The following is a 20,611-nucleotide window of genomic DNA, read 5'->3' on the forward strand; positions in this document are numbered from 1 at the left end:
ATAATGAGCTCTCAACGCACGCTAACTTTGAAATTTATGATACCTCTCACAATAACAAATTAAATAATAACAAATTAAGAATACTGAAGAGGTTAGTAATGGACACTACGTTACTACTTTTTTTGTGGACAAGTTATGTTTGTTTCTATAAGGTTGAAGTATAGAAGTTGTTAACTAATACTAGCGTAGTGTTTTTTTACCTTACTACTTATTAATATTATAAAAGTTTTAAATTGAAGCACTTAGCGTCTCAGAACCACTCAGGTATATAAACTCAGTTCGTTAGAGAATTTACTTGAATGGTTAAGTTAAACAGCTTATTTAAATATTGTCACGGATGACAATACCTAAGATAAAAGGGAATTTATGGATATCCTACAACTGCTAATCAGTGGTATCGCTAACGGTTGTATTTACGGACTACTAGCACTAGGTTTCGTTCTGATTTACAAAGCTTCTGAGGCAGTCAATTTTGCCCAAGGCGATATGCTGATGCTTGGCGCCTTTTTAGGTATAGCCTTTATCAATGCCGATGAAGCAAACCTGCCATTTCTATTAGGTATCACTTTAGCTTCCATTATTATGGGTGTATTCGGCTATCTGCTAGATCGGTTTGTGCTACGCGGTATCTTTGGTCAGCCGCAGTTCGCTATGGTTATTTTGACTATTTCGATCGGCTTTTTGATTCGCTTTGGTGCTGGTGTGATTTGGGGGTATAGTCCAGTCTCATTACAGACGCCATTTTCGGGTAAGATGCTGGCGCTAGGCTCACTCAGTATCGCTTACGTCGATATCATTATTATCATCTCTACTATTGCCTTAACCTCCGTTTTATACTTCTTTTTTGCTCATACTAGGCTCGGTATCGCTATGCAAGCGAGTAGTCAAAACCAGATGGCGGCCTACTATATGGGCATTCCTGTCAAGCGCGTCAATGGTATCGTTTGGGCATTGTCAGGTGTTGTCGCAGCTCTTGCGGGTATATTATTCGCAGCCAAAGGCGCAATCGAGCCTTCCGTTGGATTACTATTCGGTATCAAAGCTTTTGCCGCTGCTGTGATTGGCGGGTTAGGATCTCTACCAGGTGCTCTTGCAGGTGGCTTATTGATCGGGGTGATAGAGCCTTTTGCCAGCCGTTATCTACCGTTAGGCCTGAGCCAGATTGCGCCTTATGTGGTGATGTTAATTGTGCTAATTGTACGTCCTGGTGGCATTTTCTCTCAGGTTAAACAGAAAAAAGTATAGTACGCGTTTTGGATTAACAGCACAGCTTGCGCTTAGCAACAGCGCCGAACAGATTTATAATAGGTTGTCAGCTTTGACTTTTTGATAACTTAGCACATTTTATACATTCATACATTCTCAAGGATGAGTACTGTCAATGAAAGCCCAGTTTAAACACAGCTATGATCAAGATATTAATATCTTTGAAGATAAGCGCCAGCTTTTCAAATATGGCATTCTTATCTCTTTACTCCTATTGGCACCTTGGCTGCTGAGCAACTATTATATTAGTGAGCTTAGTGCTATTTTGATTTGGTCCATCTCAGGGCTTGGTCTGATGCTATTGACGGGTCATACAGGACAGGTCAGCTTAGGTCATGCCGCCTTTATGGCTATAGGGGCGTTCAGTCATTTAGCGCTCATGAGCCGAGGCTGGAATTTTATACCCGCTCTCATTGCTTGCGCACTCATCACAGGTGTGATTGGCGCCTTGATTGCTCGGCCGATTTTGAGAACGAGCGGTATCTATTTGGCGATTGCGACCTTAGCGCTTAGTATTATCATCGAAGACATCGCTATCGTTGCCGAACCCATTACTGGTGGGATCTCTGGTACTTTTGCACCGCCTATTACTATGTTTGGCTTTACCATTGATCGCTATATTACGCCAAAAGCGTTTTATTACTTATGTCTAACACTCGTTACATTAATTACGCTTGCTTACGTCAATCTACTGAGAAGCAGCACGGGGCGCTCCTTTTTAGCTATTAGAGATAGTGAAGTATCTGCGCGTGCGCTAGGCGTCAATGTACCACAAGCTAAGACCCTAGCTTTTAGCATCTCTTGTGCGATTACCGCTATCGGCGGCGCTATGTACGGCCATTTTGTGCAAGCGGTCAACTACGAAAGCTTTACCGTTATTATCTCTATCACTATCTTATTGCAAATTGTCATTGGCGGTTTAGGCTCCATACATGGCGCATTTTTTGGCGCGATTGTCGTGGTGCTATTACCGCAAGTCATCGCTATTTTAGGCGACACTCTTGGTCAAAGTGCTATCGCTGGTGTTACCAGTATCCCTGGTATCGATACCGCATTGTTCGCCTTGGTCATCGTGATAATGATTATCTACGAGCCACGTGGTATATACGGTATATGGATAAAAGTGCGTACGTGGTTCAGGATGTTTCCGTTGTATCGAAAAGGGCTATTTCGTCGCTCCAAAACTTATCTTAAAACGGAGCGTATGCGATGAGCCTGTTACAAGTAGAGTCATTATCTATCTCATTTGGCGGTGTCAAAGCAGTCGATAACATCAGCTTTGAGGTAAACGAGGGTGAGATATTTACTATCGTGGGTCCCAATGGCGCGGGCAAGTCGACTATTTTTAATTTGATTAGTCGCTTGTATGAGCCACTAAATGGTCGCATTACTTTTGATGGTACTGACATCACAAGCTTGCCTGCGCACGATATTGCCAAACTGGGCATCGCTCGCACCTTCCAGAACATTGAGCTATTTGATCACTCAAGCGTGCTACAAAATCTACTCATTGGTCGTCATTCTCAGCGCAATACCTCTTGGATACAAGAGATGTTATTTTTACCAAAGGTACGTCAAAGTGAACGTGATCATCGTTTGCAGGTCGAAAAAATCATAGATTTTTTGGATTTAGCGCCTTATCGAGATCAGCTGATTGCAGGTTTACCTTATGGTATTCGCAAAGTCGTCGAAATTGCTCGCGCATTGGCAGCCAATCCCAAACTTATTTTGCTCGACGAACCAGCATCTGGTCTGAGCGTGGAAGAAACCTCTGAGATGGCATGGTGGATTGAAGATATGCAAAAGGACTTAGGGTTGACTATTTTGATGGTAGAGCATGATATGAGCTTAGTCAATCGAGTATCAGATCGAGTGCTAGCAGTAGCTGAAGGTAAGTTCTTGGCTCAAGGTACTGCAGCTGAGGTTCAAGCAAATCCACAAGTCATTGAGGCTTATCTCGGACAGGAGGCTATCTGATGCAAGGTATAAAAAAACCAGTGTCATCGGCAGCGCCTGCCACTGAGCTCAAGCTAGTTGATTCAGAAGTGCCCAATAATGTGCTTGAAGTCCGTAATCTTGAATCGTTTTACGGCCCTGTTATGGCATTAAGAGGTGTCAGTTTAGAAGTGCCAAAAGGCAAAGTAGTCACTATCTTGGGTGCTAATGGCGCAGGCAAAACCACCTTAATGAAAACGGTATCTGGCGTCATTAATCCTCGTAAAGGTGCCGTATGGTTTCAGGGTGAACGTATCGATGGTAATGAGCCTGATCGCCTAGTTAAAAAAGGCTTATCACATGTGCCAGAGGGCCGGGAAGTTTTTCCATTTCTCAGTGTCGCTGAGAACCTAGCAATGGGCGCTTATACACGTAATGATAAATCTGAAATACAACGCGATATCGAGATGATATATGACTATTTCCCTATACTAAAAGATCGCCGCGATCAAGCCGCTGGTACGATGTCTGGCGGTCAGCAGCAAATGTTAGCGATTGGACGCGGACTGATGTCACGTCCGTCACTTATGCTCCTTGATGAGCCTTCTCTTGGATTGTCACCATTATTAGTGCAAGAGATCTTTACTATTATTCGCAGGTTGAACAAAGAGCAAGGCGTGACGATTTTACTCGTTGAACAAAACGCTAGAGTGGCTTTGGCAGCCGCGGATTATGGTTATGTATTAGAGACTGGCCGTATTGTCATGGCAGGTTCAGCAGATAAACTGCTGCATTCTGATGATATTAAAGAGTTTTACCTCGGACAAACCAAAGATGACACCGCAGAAGCCACTCGGTGGAAACGCAAAAAGACTTGGCGGTAATGACTATGATTAATCCTACAGATACCTCGACTAATCCCGCAGATACTTCTACAGATAATCTGATTGAACTTCTAGCTGCTGATACGACTGACGTTGATATAGCGCCGACGATACAGGCATCGTCTTATATTGGATCGCCATCTGATAACCATACCTCTGAGAGCAATCGTGAAAGCAGCCATGGAAGTCTTCATAAAAGTAATCATGAAAACAGTAATAAGATTCAAAATGCGCCCTATAACCATGAACCACAAATTCTAGAAGGCTGCGATACTCTAACTAAGCTTTGGCGGCAAGTATGCTTGAGTCGCGGTGCTAAAATTGCGCACCGAGAAAAAGATTTTGGTATTTGGCAAAGCCACAGCTGGTTAGATTACTATCATCGCGGTTGTGATATTGGTATGGCGCTCGTCGAGTTAGGGTTAACGAAAGGCGATACTGTTTCTATTTTAAGTGAAGATAACAAAGAGTGGCTCTATTGCGACTTAGGTGTCTGCGCCGTCGGTGGCATACCTAATGGCGTTTATACGACAGATAGTGCTGAGCAACTCGCTTATATTATCAACGACAGCCAATCTAGATTTTTATTTGTTGAAAACGACGAGCAACTCCATAAGTTCCTTGCTGTTCGCGAACAAATGCCGTCGCTTAAGAAGGTAATTGTATTCGATCGAAAAGGGTTACGCAGTCTCGATGATGATGATGTCATGTTTCTCGATGAGCTGTACGCGCTTGGGCAAAGCGTTGACAACGCTCTAGAGCGCTTTGGTCATTATATTGATCAAAGCACGCCAAATGATGTACGTACACTTATCTATACATCAGGTACTACTGGCAATCCAAAAGGCGCAATCCTCACGCATGCTAATGTCTTATTTGGGCTAAAAACAAGCATTGAGATGATTGATGTAAAATCGACTGACGAGCAGCTTTGCTTTCTACCTTTATGTCATGTATTAGAGCGCCTTACCTCCGTTGATCTCCCTATTCATAGAGGATGTATCGTCAATTTTGCTGAGAGTACGGAGACGGTGTTCGAGAACATGAAAGAGGTGTCGCCAGATTCTTTTACAGCAGTTCCTAGGCTATGGGAGAAGATGTATGCCTCTATTAGCAATATGCGTAGTGATGCCAGTGCCTTTAACGGTTGGGCATTTGATCGCGCGTTAGAGGCGGGCAATGAGTATGCTGGTGTCGTAATGGCAGGCAATACACCAACCACAGGTCAAAAGCTTCGCTATCAGTTTTGGGACAAATTAGTTTTGCACAAAATTCGTGAGATGATAGGAATGTCTAATATCCGTCGTGCTCTCACGGGCGCTGCACCAATATCTTTGGATATCATTCGCTGGTTTCACGCGATAGGCGTGCCTATTTATGAAGGCTATGGTATGACGGAAAGCTCAGGGGTGATCTCACTGAACACCTCTGATGCACAAAGACCGGGTAGCGTCGGCAAACCACTGCCAGGCTGTGAAGTCCGTATCGCTGATAGTGGTGAGATACTGGTCAAAGGCGGTAATGTGTTTGCAGGGTACTGGAATAAACCCGAAAAAACAGCTGAAGATCTACAAGGTGGTTGGTTACATACTGGTGATGTCGGCGAGCTAAAAGAGGGGTTTTTATACATTACAGGCCGTATCAAAGATATCATTATCACGGCAGGTGGTAAGAATATTACGCCTGCTGCTATTGAGAGCAAACTTAAATTCTCCCCTTATGTATCGGATGCTGTTGTCATCGGCGATAAGCGTAAATTTTTGACTTGCCTTATTATGATCGATCAAGAAAACGTCGAAAAATATGCGCAAGATAATCAAGTGATGTTTTCTGACTTTCGCTCGTTATGTCATGCGCCAGAAGTTATCGCCTTGATAGATGAGGTGGTACAAGCTGCCAATGAGACTTTAGCTCAAGTGGAGACCATCAAACGCTTTCGACTTATCGATGTACTTCTGAGCCCTGAGGATGATGAGCTGACGGCGACTATGAAGCTCAAAAGAAGTCTAGTTGAGAAAAAGCATCATACGCTCATTGAGTCTATGTATTAATCTATTTACCACCACATCAAACTGACAGCGACTTGTTCGCAAGGAGAGAAGTAATGAAATGGACATTCAAAATGACGCTAATGGCATTGACCGTTGGCACAATGAGCTTGGCAGGGTGCAGTAGCCCTGAGAGCACATCAACAGCCGAAGGCTCTGATACTGAGGTCACCACCTCTACTAGCGATATACCAGTACAAGGCGTCACTGATACCGAAATCGTCTTAGGCGGCGCCCTTGATCTGTCGGGTCCATTTGCAGGGTTTGGTAATCCTGCGGTCGCTGGAGCCAACATGTACTTTGATGAAGTCAATGCGGCAGGTGGCGTTAATGGTCGAAAAATTCGCTATATCGTCGAAGATCATTCATATCAAGTACCAAAGGCTGTACAGGCCGCTAACAAGCTAGTCAGCCGCGATAAAGTATTTGCTATGCTAATGTCTTTAGGTACACCGCACAATTTGGCCAGCTTCCCTATTATGGATCGCGCCAATGTCCCTAATGTGATGCCGATCACCTTTGCAAAGCCCATGCAAGAAGAGGGTGCCTTAAATCGCCGTTATACGCTTGGTAGTACTTATTACGACTCAATGAAAATGGGTATGGAGTACTTAATTGCCGAAAATGAGGTGAGCAATCTGTGTGTTATGTATATCCCCTCAGATTATGGTGAAGAGACCAATGCTGCTGCTAAAGACATCGCTGATAATAACCCTAATGTGACTTTGGTTCAGGCCAGCTCACATCGCCCAGATGAAACAGACTTCTCTGGTGCGATTGCCAAACTAAAAGATGCTGATTGTGATCTGATTGCTTTATCTCTAACCATACGAGGCGCTATTACTGCAGTAGGTACGGCAAACGCCATGGGCTGGACTGATGTGAAATTTATCGCCCCTGCAACAGGGTTCCATCCTGCAGTTGCTGCGGCACCAGGCGGCGCAAGTGAAGGTTTATATGCGGTTTCGTATTACAACGATTTAGCGCTAAGAGCGGATGAGCCTGAAACAAAAGCTTTTGTTGAGAAGTTCAAAGCCGCAACAGGTGAGGATGTATCAGCAGGCGCTATCTTAGGGTATCTTGCAGCAAAAATTACGGTTGAAGGACTAACAGCCGCAGGTCAAGACCTAAATGCCGATACGTTTAATGCCGGGCTTGAGACGGTCAGCTTTGTTGATGGCATTACAGGATCTACCATAGCCATTACTCCTGAGAGCCATGTTGCAATTAACGACGTTTACCTATCACAAGTAAACAGTGGCGCATGGAAAACCATCACCCAGCTTAAATAAGTACTATTGATATTTAGTCTAAAAATATTTTATAAATAAGCGGATTGCTAGCCAGTCCGCTTATTTTTTGTGCAACAGACCCTAGATAACCTAACCATCGATTACTCATGAATGCTTACCAATTATAAAAGCCAATGCTTATTTAATAAAAACTAAAGTTAACGAGTTTGACAAGATAGTCGTTTTATAATGACTGGAGAATAGGTATGATAAAGATAGATAATGGTTTGATGTGTAACCTCAATGCAAGTTAGGTATAGTGAAAAAGATTTTTTATTTTTTATGCATAACTGCCATTTTGCTTTATAGCCATATTTGTTGCTATTACTTGATAATAAGGAAACCATTATGAAAATATTCCCTATTTCGGCTGATTTTATTGCCACTGCCAATACCAGCGCTGAACAATACCACAATGATTATGAACGCTCTGTTGCCTCATCTAGTAATACTGATGCCTATTGGGCGGAGCGGGCACAAGCCATCGATTGGATCAAAAAGCCAACTATTATCAGCAACGTCAATTATGATTTAGACGATTTTCGTATCAAGTGGTTTGAGGATGGACAGCTCAATATTTCAGTTAATTGTCTAGATCGTCATCTAAAAACCAATCCCTATAAGCCTGCCATTATTTGGGAGGGTGATCATCCCTCTTCAAACAAAATCATCTCTTTCAAAGAGCTGCATAGTGAGGTTTGCCGTTTGGGTAATGCCATGCGCAAACTAGGCGTGCAAAAAGGCGATCGCGTTACGATTTATATGCCGATGATACCTGAAGCTATGATCGCGATGCTGGCTTGTGCTCGTATTGGGGCGGTACATTCAGTCGTATTCGGTGGTTTTTCAGCGGACAGTTTGGGTAATCGTATTGTAGATAGCCAATCTAAGCTGGTGATTACTGCCGACGAAGGCTTGCGTGGTAATAAGCACAGCCCGCTCAAGGTCAATGTCGATCGGGCGCTGGATATGGAAGGCACAGAATGCGTCGAAAAAGTTATTGTGGTTTATCGTACAGGCAATTCGATCCCCATGAGTGGTCGCCGTGATATTTGGTATCATACTTTAGTTGAGAGCGAGAGCGTACACTGCGAGCCTGAGGTTATGAATAGCGAGGATCCGCTGTTTTTATTGTACACTTCAGGCTCTACAGGCAAGCCCAAAGGCGTACTACATACTACAGGCGGCTATATCACTTATGCTTTGTCAACCTTTCGTGACGTCTTTGATATAAAAGACGATGATGTCTACTGGTGCACTGCTGATGTCGGCTGGGTCACAGGTCATACGTATGCCACTTATGCGCCACTAGCTAATGGCACCACTACGCTCATGTTTGAAGGTGTGCCTGATTATCCTACTTGGGCGCGAGTAGGCAATATTATTGACAAGCATAAAGTCAGCATTTTATATACTGCGCCAACTGCCATACGCTCGATGATGAAAGAGGGCAATGACTTTGTCAACGAGTCTGAGCGCTCAAGCCTGCGTCTGCTCGGAACGGTGGGTGAGCCTATCAACCCTGAAGCTTGGGACTGGTACTATAATGTCGTCGGTAATGGTAACTGTCCCGTTATCGACACGTGGTGGCAGACCGAAACAGGCGGTATTATGCTGGCTCCTATTCCAGGTACGGTAGCGCTCAAACCAGGCGCGGCGATGAATCCAATGTACGGTATCGTGCCAGATGTCGTCGATACTGATGATACTATTCTCGATGGCCCTGCTCATGGCAATCTAGTCATTAGTAGTAGCTGGCCTGGGCAGATGCGAGGTATTTATAATGATCATCAGCGCTTTTTAGAGACTTATTTTACCGACTATCCTGGGCATTACTTCACAGGTGATGGCGTTCAGCGTGATGAGGATGGGCACTATTGGATCACAGGTCGGGTCGACGATGTGCTTAATGTTTCAGGACACAGGCTGGGTACTGCTGAAGTTGAGAGCTCAATCGATGCGCATCCGTCTATTGTTGAAGCCGCTGTCGTTGGTATGCCACACGAAATAAGAGGGGTAGGCATCGCCGCTTTTGTCGTTCTTAGTATGGGAGAGGAGGCAAATAGCAGTTTGAAATCTGAGCTCAATCGTCATGTGCGTAATGAGATTGGCCCTATTGCTAACTTAGATGCTATCTACATCGTCGATGCGCTACCCAAGACGCGCTCTGGTAAGATCATGCGTCGTATCTTGCGTAATTTAGCCGCAGGTCAATATATCGGTCTCGGTGACTTGTCTACTTTAGCAGACAGTTCAGTGATCAATCAGATGATCGAAGTGGTTAAAGCGGAGCGCCGTGCCCATGATTGCTAATCATAGTGCAAGGGCTAGTCATAATGTAAAAACAGTAAAGATCGCTATTATCGGTGGCGGCTTAACCGGCTTATTGACCGCGACCCTACTTGAGCGCGCGCTTGCTAAGCAACCTAACCAAGCTGATGTGACTAGTAATAATAAAGCAGATATTACTATCTTTGAGAAATCTCGCAGCGTAGGTCGGCTAGCAACTCGCTATCGTACTAATAAAGATACTGATGCTAATACTAACACTGATCACGAGGTTAATAAACAGTGGCAATGGGCGTTTGGTGCGCAGTTTTTTACTGCTAAAACAGATGGCTTTTCGCAGTTCATAGCGCCTTGGTTAGATTCGGGATTATTACAGCCGTGGTGTGCGCAAGTGGTTGAGTTATTACCAGCTTCAGATGACAATCAGCCACCTACTATTGATAAAAAAGAGCAGTGGGATAGTACTCACGCGCGTTTTGTAAGCACGCCGAAGATGACCAGTTGGGGTCGAGCGCTGGCTGATAATCTAGCATCTAGTACGGTCAAGTTCAAAACCCGTGTCGCACCTTTAAACGATCAACAGTACAACTCTACTACTAAGAAAACTGAGCTATTCGATGAAGATGGCGCAAGTTTAGGGCAGTTCGATTGGGTAATCTGTACCGCACCTAATGGACAAGCCATAGAACTGATGGCGGACAGTGGCTTTAGCGAGCAAGCCAAAATCCTCAAGCCAGAAATGCTGGCATGCTATACCTTAATGTTGGGCTGGGATAATCTTGAGAGCTTACCAGAGTCTTTGAACGCTAAGTCTTTAGATGATAAGTCTTCTAGCGCATGGGACGTAGCCTATGTGCAAGAGTCCATCCTCGATAGAATATTCGTTGAGCATCACAAGCCTAACCACGAACATATATTGCCTAGCGTCACGATTCACGCTGATAATGAGTGGTCTCAGCAGCAGGTGGATGAAGATATTGAGGAGATGACAAGGCAACTATTAGCCGAGGCAAAGCAAGCGTTGAACTGGAATGACGACACAGCACCTAGCCAAGTAGACTGTCATCGCTGGCGTTTTGCCTCAACGCTAATGCCGTTAGATATCGAAGGTGACGAGAAGCCATTAGGCTTGCTAATCGATAAAAAGAATCAATGGATCGTTAGTGGCGACTGGTGTGGTCAGGGTAATATTGAAAGCTGTTATCAAATGGCGGTGGAGACGGTTGGGGTTGTGACTGGCAATTTGAATAAATAAATAAGATTCAGGCTTGGGCATTTCAGGCAATTTTTATCAAACCTTACGCGATCCGCAATGGTAATCATTTTTTACCGTAGGCTGGCGATTCTAGCCCAACTAACAACTTTGGAACACTCCAATGTTAGTTTAAAGGCTCTATCCTAAGAAGACGTACAGTAATTTGAGAGCTGTATAAAGCTTAGCATCGTTGCAACAACCCTATTCGTATATACCTCACTAATGAGGCGTTCAAATCTAAACCAGTTTAAAGTGACTATCATTTATAGCCAATTTATTCACTAGCAGCAGCCGTACTTTCTATCCTATCAAGCCGATCATTTTTAACTGAGCTAGTGTAGCCAATAACCCCACCGATAATCAGTATCGCGCTGACGATAACTAAGAACTTGTCCGTTTTAAAGCCACTTAGCTTGACCAATCCTGATCTAACAAAAGGCAAAGCCAACGCACCGCCAAGGATCAACATGATTGCTGAAATCATCCCGATCTGAAACGCGCCAAGACCTGTAATAATGAACAGCGTGCCCGTGAGATAAGCCCAAAGTTTGCCTTTTCGCTCAGCCTTATTATCGACGGGCTCAGCTACGACTTTAGCCGCGCCGCCACATTTAGGACATATCGTAGCATTCGCATTTATACGCTTACCACAGCTCGCACATTCGGTTTTGTTAGCCATATTCATTGATCGATTTACAAGTTTAATCAACTTTAACTGATTGGCGTTATTTGAGCAATTTATCAATCAAATTTTGCACAAAAAAAGGCCTACAGAAGAAATACTGTAGGCTGAGGAAAACTGGCTAGACAGCTAAATGAATAGACTGTGGAATCAGTAGTTACGGCTTATTGTTGTTATTGTTTCTATGATCATTATTATCTTGCACACCTTGTTAACTGAGATAAGGCTCAGCTTATATTATTCAATCATTTCTTACATCTGCTTACACTTTTCAGTGCACACCTGTATAAGGCTATATTCTCATTGGTATATTTAAAATATATTGTCGATGAATATCACTACTAAGCGTTAATCCTTGTGCGTTGCAAGAGTAAGGATAGTCGCTGCTACTGTTACTCGTACATAGATGGCATGACGGCATCGATGAAAAATGCTAAGCTAGCAGCCTTTATGGTATTTTTAGCCTTATATTTATATTCACCCTTTATTATTAGACTGGTTTTGTCATGACCAAAAATATAGATACGCCGCCTTTGCAACCCGTACCAAACGATAAAAGCATTTTTAATCTGCCGAACAATTTAACGATTGCGCGTATTTTGATGATTCCCCTATTTGTAGCGATAGCCTACTGGCCGCCCGCTATGGGCATTGGACAGGCTGCGATCTCAGATAATGTTATCGCGCGAGTAGGGATGAGCGAGTTTAGCGATAGCTTATTGCGTCATTTACTATTGACAGGCGTCTTTATCATTGCCGCTATTACCGACTGGCTCGATGGCTATTTTGCGCGTAAGCTTAACGTAACATCTGCTTTTGGCAAATTTTTAGATCCAGTCGCTGACAAATTGATGGTAGCAGCTGCGCTTATTATTCTTGTGCAATGGCATCCCAATATCATTATGGCGATAGCAGCTATTGTGATTATCTCGCGTGAGATTGCCGTATCGGCACTGCGTGAATGGATGGCGGAGCTGGGCAATCGTACTAGCGTAGCGGTCTCTTATGTGGGCAAACTCAAGACTACTTTTCAGATGATTGCTATTACGGTGCTGTTATTGAACTGGGAGTCGCTTGAGCTGATTGGTTACGGTCTAATGGTAGCAGCAGTCGTGCTCACGTTATGGTCGATGTTTATTTATCTCAAAGCCGCTTGGCCTTATCTTAAGCAAAGTGGCTAGTTTATAGCTATATTGAATAACAAAAAATGCCAGTAGCTGTAATAAGCTGACTGGCATTTTTATTGGCTAAATTTAAATAACTTACTACAGATTATAGCTCAATCTTAAAGGTCTCACCGATATCTTCAGCGGTTTTACCATCTTGGACTGCTGCTACTACCATCTTAAACATATTTACGGTTGAGCTACCGCTAATCCAACATTCTACGCCATGCGGGACGACTTTGATAAGTTGTACGTTTTCATCGTCTTGACCATGCTCAAAAAATGCATTGTACACAGGTGACCACAGCTCTTCCAGTTTAGCTTTATCAGTAGGTAGCTCTGCATTGGCGCTAACAGAGACGTAGTTCTTCTCATCTTGAGTAGCATAAGATAGGCCGATCTTTTTGTTATCCTGAATGTCTTTGACAACATCTGATGTTTTGTCACCAATAAACCAAATCTCTTTACCACCGATACTGGTTTCACTGGTTGTCATCGGCCAAGCATGCAGATCACCTTTACTATTGACGGTGGTCATCATGGCAAATTTTACATCTTTTACGATTGCTTGTACTTTATCGATATTATCTTGCTTACTCATATAGTTATCCTTTTATTAACAGTACTAAAATTATTTTGTTTATCTTATTTTGGACTTGCTGGTTTTAGATTTATTACTTTAATTATCAATCTAGCGTTACTGAGAAATTTTCACCTAAGCTATCACCAACCGCGGTTTCTGTTACCGCTGCCGCCGTAATTTTAAGCGCGCTAGTCAAAGTATTGCCATTCTCCCAATATTCAGCGCCGTGAGGAATAACCTTTATGAGCTGGACTTTTGGATCATCAATACCCTGCTCAAAATAAGCGTTATAAACCACTGACCATAATTCCTCAAGTTTTGCCCTATCCTCAACCAGCTCGGCTTTACCCGTGATAGATAAGTATTTCTTATTATCCTCAGCAACATAAGATAGGTTTAGCTCAGGATTATTTTTGATATTGTCGACGGTTTGAGAAGGAGTATGACCAATAAACCAGATCTCTCTAGCACCGATACCTGTTTCAGTGGTGTTCATCGGGCAAGAGTGCAGATGGTCTTCATTGGTACGAGTAGTCATCATGGTATATTTGACATCTTTTACCATGGCTTGAATTTTATCGATATTTTCTTGTTTATTCATAATGTTTATCCTTGTCGTTATGACTATTATTGAACGATTTTCAATGCGGACTATTGATAGTTATTTTTATGTGATAAATCTTTATATCATGAAGCCATCTATACAATAGCGGATTATCTGAGCGATTATCTGTAGCTTGCCAGTAATAGGTTGTGAGCGCTTGTAAGGTATAGATAGGTTAAGTAAAATAGACAATGATATTGCCGCTCTTTTATAGAGATAATTTTTATATAAATTTGTCGCGCTTTGCTCCTGCTTATTGTCAGCCTTCTTGTTATAATACATCTCTTCTATTTTATATGGCAGTAATGCCGCCTCCATCCTATAGTCTATGGAACACGCCTCTATGATGACCATCGCTGGACAGCCGTTTTTGACTGATTTTCAATCGCAACAACTTATCACTCAGCTCACCCAAAAAACCGATATAAACGTGACTCAAATTAGTACACAACAAGTGTATGTATTGTCGCGAGAATTGAGTAATGATGAGCATAAAAAGGCATTAGATTTATTCGGGATTCAAGACAGTACTGTGCATCATCCAGCGCAGGAGAATCAGCTACAAGTGATCGTCAGCCCGCGTTTTGGTACGATTTCACCTTGGGCGAGTAAAGCCACCGATATCTTTAATAACTGTGAAATTAAGATCAATCGTGTGGAGCGGGTGATTGTCTATACCTTGACTCTTGATAATAAAGTCAGTGAAAAATTGCCTAAAGCTGCTGAAGAGTTATTGTTCGATAAAATGACCCAAAGTCTAGTTTATGATTTAGATAAAGTCAGTCATTTGTTCGATGATAATGCACCAGCATCGCTCAATCATATCGATGTGATTGGCGCAGGTCGTGCTGCTCTAGAGTCTGCTAATACTGAGTTTGGTTTTGCCTTGTCCGTTGAGGATATTGATTATCTAATGAATGCCTATGTTAATGAGCTAGGCCGCAATCCAACCGACGTCGAGCTGATGATGTTTGCACAGGCTAACTCTGAGCATTGCCGCCATAAAATCTTTAATGCCCAGTGGACGATCGACGGTGAAGTAGCCGCTAAGTCGCTATTTCAGATGATTAAAAATACTTATCAGTCCAATCCACAAGGCATTTTGTCCGCCTATAAAGATAACGCAGCGGTAATGGCTGGCGCGGCAGGCTGGCGTTTTTATCCTGTGCCTACCGATGCTCAAGACAGTACTTCAGCGCATCCGTATAGCTTCCATCAAGAAGATATCGATATCTTGATGAAAGTCGAAACTCATAACCATCCAACTGCGATCGCCCCTTATGCAGGTGCGGCGACGGGTGCTGGCGGTGAGATTCGTGATGAAGGCGCAACCGGTCGTGGCGGTAAGCCAAAAGCAGGTCTGACAGGCTTTCATGTATCACATTTGCATATTCCAGAGCTGGCTGAGAAGTGGGAGCAATCAGGTCAATTAAGTACTCAGGCTTACGGCACACCAGATCGTATGGCGACGAGCCTTGAGATTATGACTGAAGCGCCATTAGGTAGCGCGAATTTCTCAAATGAGTTTGGGCGTCCAAACTTATGCGGTTATTTCCGTAGTTTCCAATTAGATACCTCAGCGGCAAAAGACGGCAGCGAGATGCGTGGCTATCATAAGCCGATCATGCTGGCAGGTGGTTATGGCAATATCAAACGCAACTTAATCGAAAAAAATAGCATCCAACAAGGTGATTTATTAATCGTCTTGGGTGGCCCTGCGATGCAAATTGGTCTCGGCGGTGGCGCAGCGTCATCCGTTGATAGTGGTTCGCTTGATGAAGGCTTAGACTTTGCTTCTGTGCAGCGCGATAACGCAGAAATGGAACGTCGTTGTCAAGAAGTGATGGATCGCTGTTGGGCCTTAGCTGGTAATGATGTTGATGCCAGCAATAATGGCAAAGACGGTAATCCAATCGTTTCATTACATGATGTCGGCGCCGGTGGTTTATCTAATGCTATGCCAGAGCTGGTTAATGACCATGAAATGGGTGCCCATCTGAACCTGCGTAAGATCCCATCGCTAGAAGCTGGCATGTCACCAATGGCGATCTGGTCTAATGAGGCGCAAGAGCGTTACGTCTTAGCCATTCATCCAGAGAGCGAAGCGCAATTCGATGCGATCTGTGCGCGTGAGCGCTGTCCGTATGCAATATTAGGCACGGCAACCGATGTGCGTCAGCTGATCCTTGATGATGAGTTATTAGATGATCAGCCTGTCGATATGCCGATGCAAGTATTGCTCGGTGGTACGCCACAGATGAAGCGTAGCTTTAACCGTACAGAAGCCAGCTTGCCAGCATTAGATTTAGACAAAGTGAATCTAGCCGAATCTATTACTGATGTCTTGCGTCACCCAACGGTCGCTAGCAAGTCTTTCTTGATTAGCATTGGTGATCGCTCAATTACTGGCATGGTGGTACGTGATCAGTATGTCGGTCGCTATCAAGTGCCCGTCGCTGATTGTGCAGTTACCGCTACTGGACTCGTCGCGCTTGACGGTCAAGCCATGACAGGCGAAGCTATGAGTATCGGTGAGCGTACGCCAGTTGCGCTAATTAGTCCTAAAGCCTCAGCGCGTTTAGCTGTTGGTGAAGCCATTACTAACATCGCAGGTGCGCGCATTGCACAGCTATCTGATATCACGATGTCAGCAAACTGGATGGCAGCGTGTGGTGATGATGCGGAAGATGCCGCCCTTTTTGACGCGGTGCATGCTGTTGGTGAAGAGCTTTGCCCAGCACTTGGCATTGCAATCCCCGTCGGTAAAGACTCTCTCTCCATGCGTGCTAATTGGAGTGATGAAGACGGTACAGACAAATCAGTGGTCTCGCCAATGAGCTTGGTTATTACTGCCTTTGCGCCTGTTATTGACGTAGCAAAAACGCTAACGCCAGAACTCATCAACGGTGATAGCGCCTTCTACCGTATTGACTTGTCTAAAGGCAAGCTACGTTTAGGCGGTTCAATCCTTGCGCAAACGCTTAGCCAATTAGGTAATGATTGCCCAGATTTAGCGCAGCCTAGCGACTTGGTTGATTTCTTTAACTTTATCCAAGCGGGTAACGCGCAAGGCGTCATCAGTGCCTATCACGATATTGGTGATGGTGGTCTGCTTGCGACTATCGCTGAGATGCAATTCACTAGCCGCCAAGGTATCAGGTTATCATTAACTGACGATAATTTACTCGGTCAATTGTTTAGCGAAGAGCTGGGCGCAGTGATTCAAGTCATGCCAGAAAACGTCGCGGCCTTGATGCAACTGGCAGAAGAATTTAATGTCAGCGATATGCTAAGCCTCGTTGGTCAAAGCTCAGAAGAAGACAGCTTACTTATCCAAACGCCAACGCTCATGGGTAAAGAAACCTTACGCTTTAGCCGTACTGAATTACAGCAAGAGTGGAGCCAAGTCAGCTATCAAATCGCCCGTCGCCGTGACAACCCAGCGTGCGTACAGCAAGAGTATGACTTGATTAGCGATGCCAGTCATAAAGGCCTTATCGCTGCGCCAAACTTTGACTTGAGCCAAAAGGTTGAAACGCCTTATCTGAATAGCCGTGCTGATTCTGATGGTGGTAAACCAAGAGTTGCTATCTTGCGTGAGCAAGGCGTCAACGGTCAGACAGAAATGGCAGCAGGCTTTACCCAAGCGGGCTTTGAAGCGGTTGATGTGCACATGAGCGATCTGCTCAGCAAGCGCATTGATCTCCGTGACTTCGATGGTCTCGTCGCTTGTGGTGGCTTTAGTTATGGTGATGTACTGGGCGCTGGCTCAGGCTGGGCGAACTCTATCTTGTTCCATGACGAGCTACGCATGCAGTTTGTCCGCTTCTTTGCCCGTCCTGATACCTTCTCACTAGGTGTCTGTAACGGTTGTCAGATGATGGCTCAGTTAAAAGACCTCATCCCAGGTGCAGATAACTTCCCACGCTTCATCGCTAACCAATCGGCTCGTTTTGAAGCGCGTACGGTCAACGTAAAAGTCGAGCGTACCAAGTCTATCCTGTTCAAAGGTATGCAAGACAGCATCTTGCCAATCGCTGTGGCACATGGTGAAGGCTATGCCACACTAGACAACAACGAAATCGACGGTATGGCCAAACACGGTCAGCTGGCGATGCGTTATGTCGATAGCCAAGGTCATCCAACTGAGACGTATCCGCTCAATCCAAATGGTTCTGTCGGCGGTGTCACGGGTCTGTGTAGCACTGATGGTCGTGTGACGATTATGATGCCGCATCCTGAGCGTAACCTAAAAGCTTATAACCACAGCTGGAAACCAGAAGAGTGGAATGAGGACGGTGCGTGGATGCGTATGTTCCGTAATGCCCGAGCTTGGTTGCGCTAGTCGCTAATCAGACTTTTAGCAATTGCTTATAGTTTTAGATCGCTGTTTTTAAAATGAAAAGGTGGGCTTCGGCTCACCTTTTTTGTGTTTGGAGTTTGAGTATTTAAATGTTTAAAGTAACGCCTTAATTTTGCTATTAAGTGATGTAGAGTAGGTTGGTGTGGAGCTTGCGACACCCAACGGTTTAGGGGAGCTAATCCCGCCTTCCACTTGTATCTGCCAGTATGGGCGCGGCGCTTGCTACGGTTTGGGTCGTCGCTTGCTTCGCGTCGCCACCCCAAAGACCTAGCCATCGCAACTTGCCCAAACCAGCAGGATACCGCTATAGTCGGGGCTAGCGGTGACATCGTGTTCTTATAGGTATTCGTCGTGGTTCGAGTCTACAAATTAAAAGGTCGGCAGAGTAGATTAGAGATAGTGTGATTCATTTTACATAGTTCCGTATCATTAGGTATTAGTTTGCTAAAATATCTACAACAGATTATATTGTTTGGCTAGGCTTGTTTCTTACAGCAGTTAGGGTATCTACGAAGGTATAATTTTATGGCAACAAAAAAAGTAGACAGAACTTTATTGAAAAGTATGACAGTCAAAAATTTTAGAAACATGCAAGATGTTAATTTTGAGCTTGGCAAAAGAATTACAGTTGTAAGTGGCAAGAATGGTACTGCTAAATCTACGATATTAGGATTAGTTGCTCAAATTTTTAACTTTGAAAAAGATGTGATAAAAAATAAAAGTTTAGATTTTAAAGCTTTGGACGACAAGGCTTTTAAGTCTCAATTTAGCGAACATTTTAGACTTTCTGACAAATTTGATAAGCCCGGAGAGATGGATGTCAGGTATAACGTTTACGATGCTTATTTTCAAAAAGATATCAATGATTTAAAACTTACTATGACTGCTACGCAAGGTAGAAAGCATCGCACAGTAGTTAGAAATAACCTGCCGACTCCACATAGTAGCAACACTAGTAGAAATGTAACTCACCCAGTTATTTACCTCAGTTTAAAGCGCTTATTGCCAATCTCAGAAAGAGAAAATGATACTGTAAATAACATCTCTTATTTACAGGACAATCGTGAAGATTTCACACATTACTGTAATGAAATTGTAGGTAAGATTGAAGGAACAAATATTACCTCAACTAAAGGATTAGTAGATTCTTCAGTAGTTCATGGTGACAACTACGATCATCAGGCTGTTTCTACTGGTGAAGATAACGTAGGGCAGATTGTTCAAGCATTATTTTCTTTTAAAAGGCTTAAAGAAGATTACTCGGATTATCATGGTGGGCTATTAATTATAGACGAGTTAGATGCGGGATTATTCCCGTATGCTCAAAATAAAGTTATCGACATTCTGAAAGTTTTCAGTAGACAATATGACATTCAGATCATATTGTCTACACACTCACCAATAATTATTGAAAACATATTCAATCAGGGTATTAAAGATAGAAGTAATTTTAGAAACATTTTCTTATCTAGTGTATTTGGTGGTCTAAAAGTTAGAGAAGACTATAGCTGGAATGAAATTTACAATGAATTATTAGTTAGAACAAATAGGGTAGGTGACGACCTAAAACTGCCTAAAGTCAATATATATTTTGAAGATAGCGAAGCTTTAGACTTATTCAAAAGATTGATTAAAGTTAATAAACTTAGAAATATTATAAACCCTCTTAAAGATGTGTCTATGGGTTGTAAAACATATACATCACTTGTTAAAAGTAAAGTCCCAGAGTTTGCGAGCAGGAGCATGTTAGTACTCGATGCGGATGTAGAAATAGACACCAATAAATATTCAAATGTAATATTATTACCTTCTTCTCAGCCGCCTGACAGGCTCTTATTCTATTTTTTACTTTCATTAAGTCGGGACGATAAATTTTGGGACAATAGTTTACAATTTACAAAAGATATTTTTATCAGTCGTACTAATGTCAGCACTATAGTGAGCAGACTACATATCGATGAAAATACGAGTCCAGAAGAATTTGACGCAGCAGTAGATACCGATTTGAAAGACCAAAGCAAAAACGGTTTAAGAGATTTATTTAAAGGTTTCTATAAAGATCAGGAAATACAAAGTCTACTCAGTAAAGTAAGTACTAATCCTTTTGAGCAGTATCTAAAATATAACCCAGATGTGCGTGAAAATTTTGAAAAAGAATTTGTTGGTAAGCTAAGTAAAGTTCTTATTGAAGGGTTAGGTGCGCCAAAGGCTGAAGTTCATATGTACTTATCAAGCTAACTAGTC

The 20,611-nt window shown here is 43.3% G+C and carries 15 protein-coding genes; 12 read left to right on the plus strand and 3 right to left on the minus strand.

Annotation, left to right across the window (positions count from 1 at the left end; genetic code table 11):
* The first annotated feature begins 366 nt into the window (after positions 1–366).
* The 8 genes from ACR63T_RS01250 (at position 367) to ACR63T_RS01285 (ending at position 10,969) form a co-directional block, all read left to right on the plus strand.
* Entirely contained in the window at positions 367–1,245 is an 879-nt protein-coding gene (locus tag ACR63T_RS01250; RefSeq protein ID WP_305899402.1) for a branched-chain amino acid ABC transporter permease, read from the plus strand.
* A gap of 136 nt (positions 1,246–1,381) precedes the next feature.
* Positions 1,382–2,479, plus strand: coding sequence for a branched-chain amino acid ABC transporter permease (locus ACR63T_RS01255; RefSeq protein WP_305899403.1), 1,098 nt, complete (start codon positions 1,382–1,384; stop codon positions 2,477–2,479).
* On the plus strand, positions 2,476–3,243 hold the full coding sequence (locus tag ACR63T_RS01260; RefSeq protein WP_472784505.1) for an ABC transporter ATP-binding protein: 768 nt from the start codon (positions 2,476–2,478) through the stop codon (positions 3,241–3,243). The genes ACR63T_RS01255 and ACR63T_RS01260 overlap by 4 nt, the downstream gene beginning before the upstream one ends.
* Positions 3,243–4,085 carry an ABC transporter ATP-binding protein gene (locus ACR63T_RS01265; protein WP_472784506.1) on the plus strand — a complete coding sequence of 281 codons (843 nt, stop codon included), beginning with the start codon at positions 3,243–3,245 and terminating at the stop codon, positions 4,083–4,085. Before ACR63T_RS01260 ends, ACR63T_RS01265 begins: the two co-directional genes overlap by 1 nt.
* Positions 4,086–4,090: 5 nt before the next feature.
* Positions 4,091–6,136, plus strand: a complete 2,046-nt coding sequence (locus ACR63T_RS01270; RefSeq protein WP_472784507.1) for an AMP-dependent synthetase/ligase — start codon at positions 4,091–4,093, stop codon at positions 6,134–6,136.
* A gap of 53 nt (positions 6,137–6,189) precedes the next feature.
* Positions 6,190–7,425, plus strand: a complete 1,236-nt coding sequence (locus tag ACR63T_RS01275) for an ABC transporter substrate-binding protein (protein ID WP_472784508.1) — start codon at positions 6,190–6,192, stop codon at positions 7,423–7,425.
* A 348-nt stretch (positions 7,426–7,773) separates the two neighbouring features.
* Complete coding sequence (gene acs / locus ACR63T_RS01280; protein ID WP_472784509.1) at positions 7,774–9,738, plus strand: acetate--CoA ligase; 1,965 nt, start codon at positions 7,774–7,776, stop codon at positions 9,736–9,738.
* Positions 9,728–10,969 (plus strand): NAD(P)/FAD-dependent oxidoreductase, encoded by a 1,242-nt coding sequence (locus ACR63T_RS01285; protein ID WP_472784510.1) that lies wholly within the window; start codon positions 9,728–9,730, stop codon positions 10,967–10,969. The genes acs and ACR63T_RS01285 overlap by 11 nt, the downstream gene beginning before the upstream one ends.
* Before the next feature lie 274 nt (positions 10,970–11,243).
* Here the strand turns inward: ACR63T_RS01285 and ACR63T_RS01290 are convergent, their stop codons facing one another.
* Entirely contained in the window at positions 11,244–11,648 is a 405-nt protein-coding gene (locus ACR63T_RS01290) for a hypothetical protein (protein ID WP_472784511.1), read from the minus strand.
* Positions 11,649–12,157: 509 nt separating this feature from the next.
* Between ACR63T_RS01290 and pgsA the strand changes: the two genes are divergently transcribed.
* Complete coding sequence (gene pgsA, locus ACR63T_RS01295; RefSeq protein WP_472784512.1) at positions 12,158–12,832, plus strand: CDP-diacylglycerol--glycerol-3-phosphate 3-phosphatidyltransferase; 675 nt, start codon at positions 12,158–12,160, stop codon at positions 12,830–12,832.
* A 91-nt stretch (positions 12,833–12,923) separates the two neighbouring features.
* Here the strand turns inward: pgsA and ACR63T_RS01300 are convergent, their stop codons facing one another.
* Positions 12,924–13,418 carry a pyridoxamine 5'-phosphate oxidase family protein gene (locus ACR63T_RS01300; RefSeq protein WP_472784513.1) on the minus strand — a complete coding sequence of 165 codons (495 nt, stop codon included), beginning with the start codon at positions 13,416–13,418 and terminating at the stop codon, positions 12,924–12,926.
* A gap of 85 nt (positions 13,419–13,503) precedes the next feature.
* A complete protein-coding gene (locus ACR63T_RS01305; RefSeq protein ID WP_472784514.1) occupies positions 13,504–14,001 on the minus strand; it encodes a pyridoxamine 5'-phosphate oxidase family protein in 498 nt (165 codons plus the stop codon).
* A gap of 346 nt (positions 14,002–14,347) precedes the next feature.
* Between ACR63T_RS01305 and purL the strand changes: the two genes are divergently transcribed.
* The 3 genes from purL to ACR63T_RS01320 all read left to right on the plus strand — a co-directional run bounded on the left by purL (position 14,348) and on the right by ACR63T_RS01320 (position 20,605).
* Positions 14,348–18,349 carry a phosphoribosylformylglycinamidine synthase gene (gene purL, locus ACR63T_RS01310; protein ID WP_472784515.1) on the plus strand — a complete coding sequence of 1,334 codons (4,002 nt, stop codon included), beginning with the start codon at positions 14,348–14,350 and terminating at the stop codon, positions 18,347–18,349.
* Positions 18,350–18,509: 160 nt separating this feature from the next.
* The gene (locus ACR63T_RS01315) at positions 18,510–18,638 is read left to right on the plus strand and encodes a hypothetical protein (RefSeq protein WP_472784516.1); all 129 of its coding nucleotides are present in this window, start codon (positions 18,510–18,512) and stop codon (positions 18,636–18,638) included.
* A gap of 254 nt (positions 18,639–18,892) precedes the next feature.
* A complete protein-coding gene (locus ACR63T_RS01320; protein ID WP_472784517.1) occupies positions 18,893–20,605 on the plus strand; it encodes an AAA family ATPase in 1,713 nt (570 codons plus the stop codon).
* Positions 20,606–20,611: the final 6 nt, after the last annotated feature.

The sequence above is a fragment of the Psychrobacter sp. M17(2026) genome, assembly GCF_055699815.1.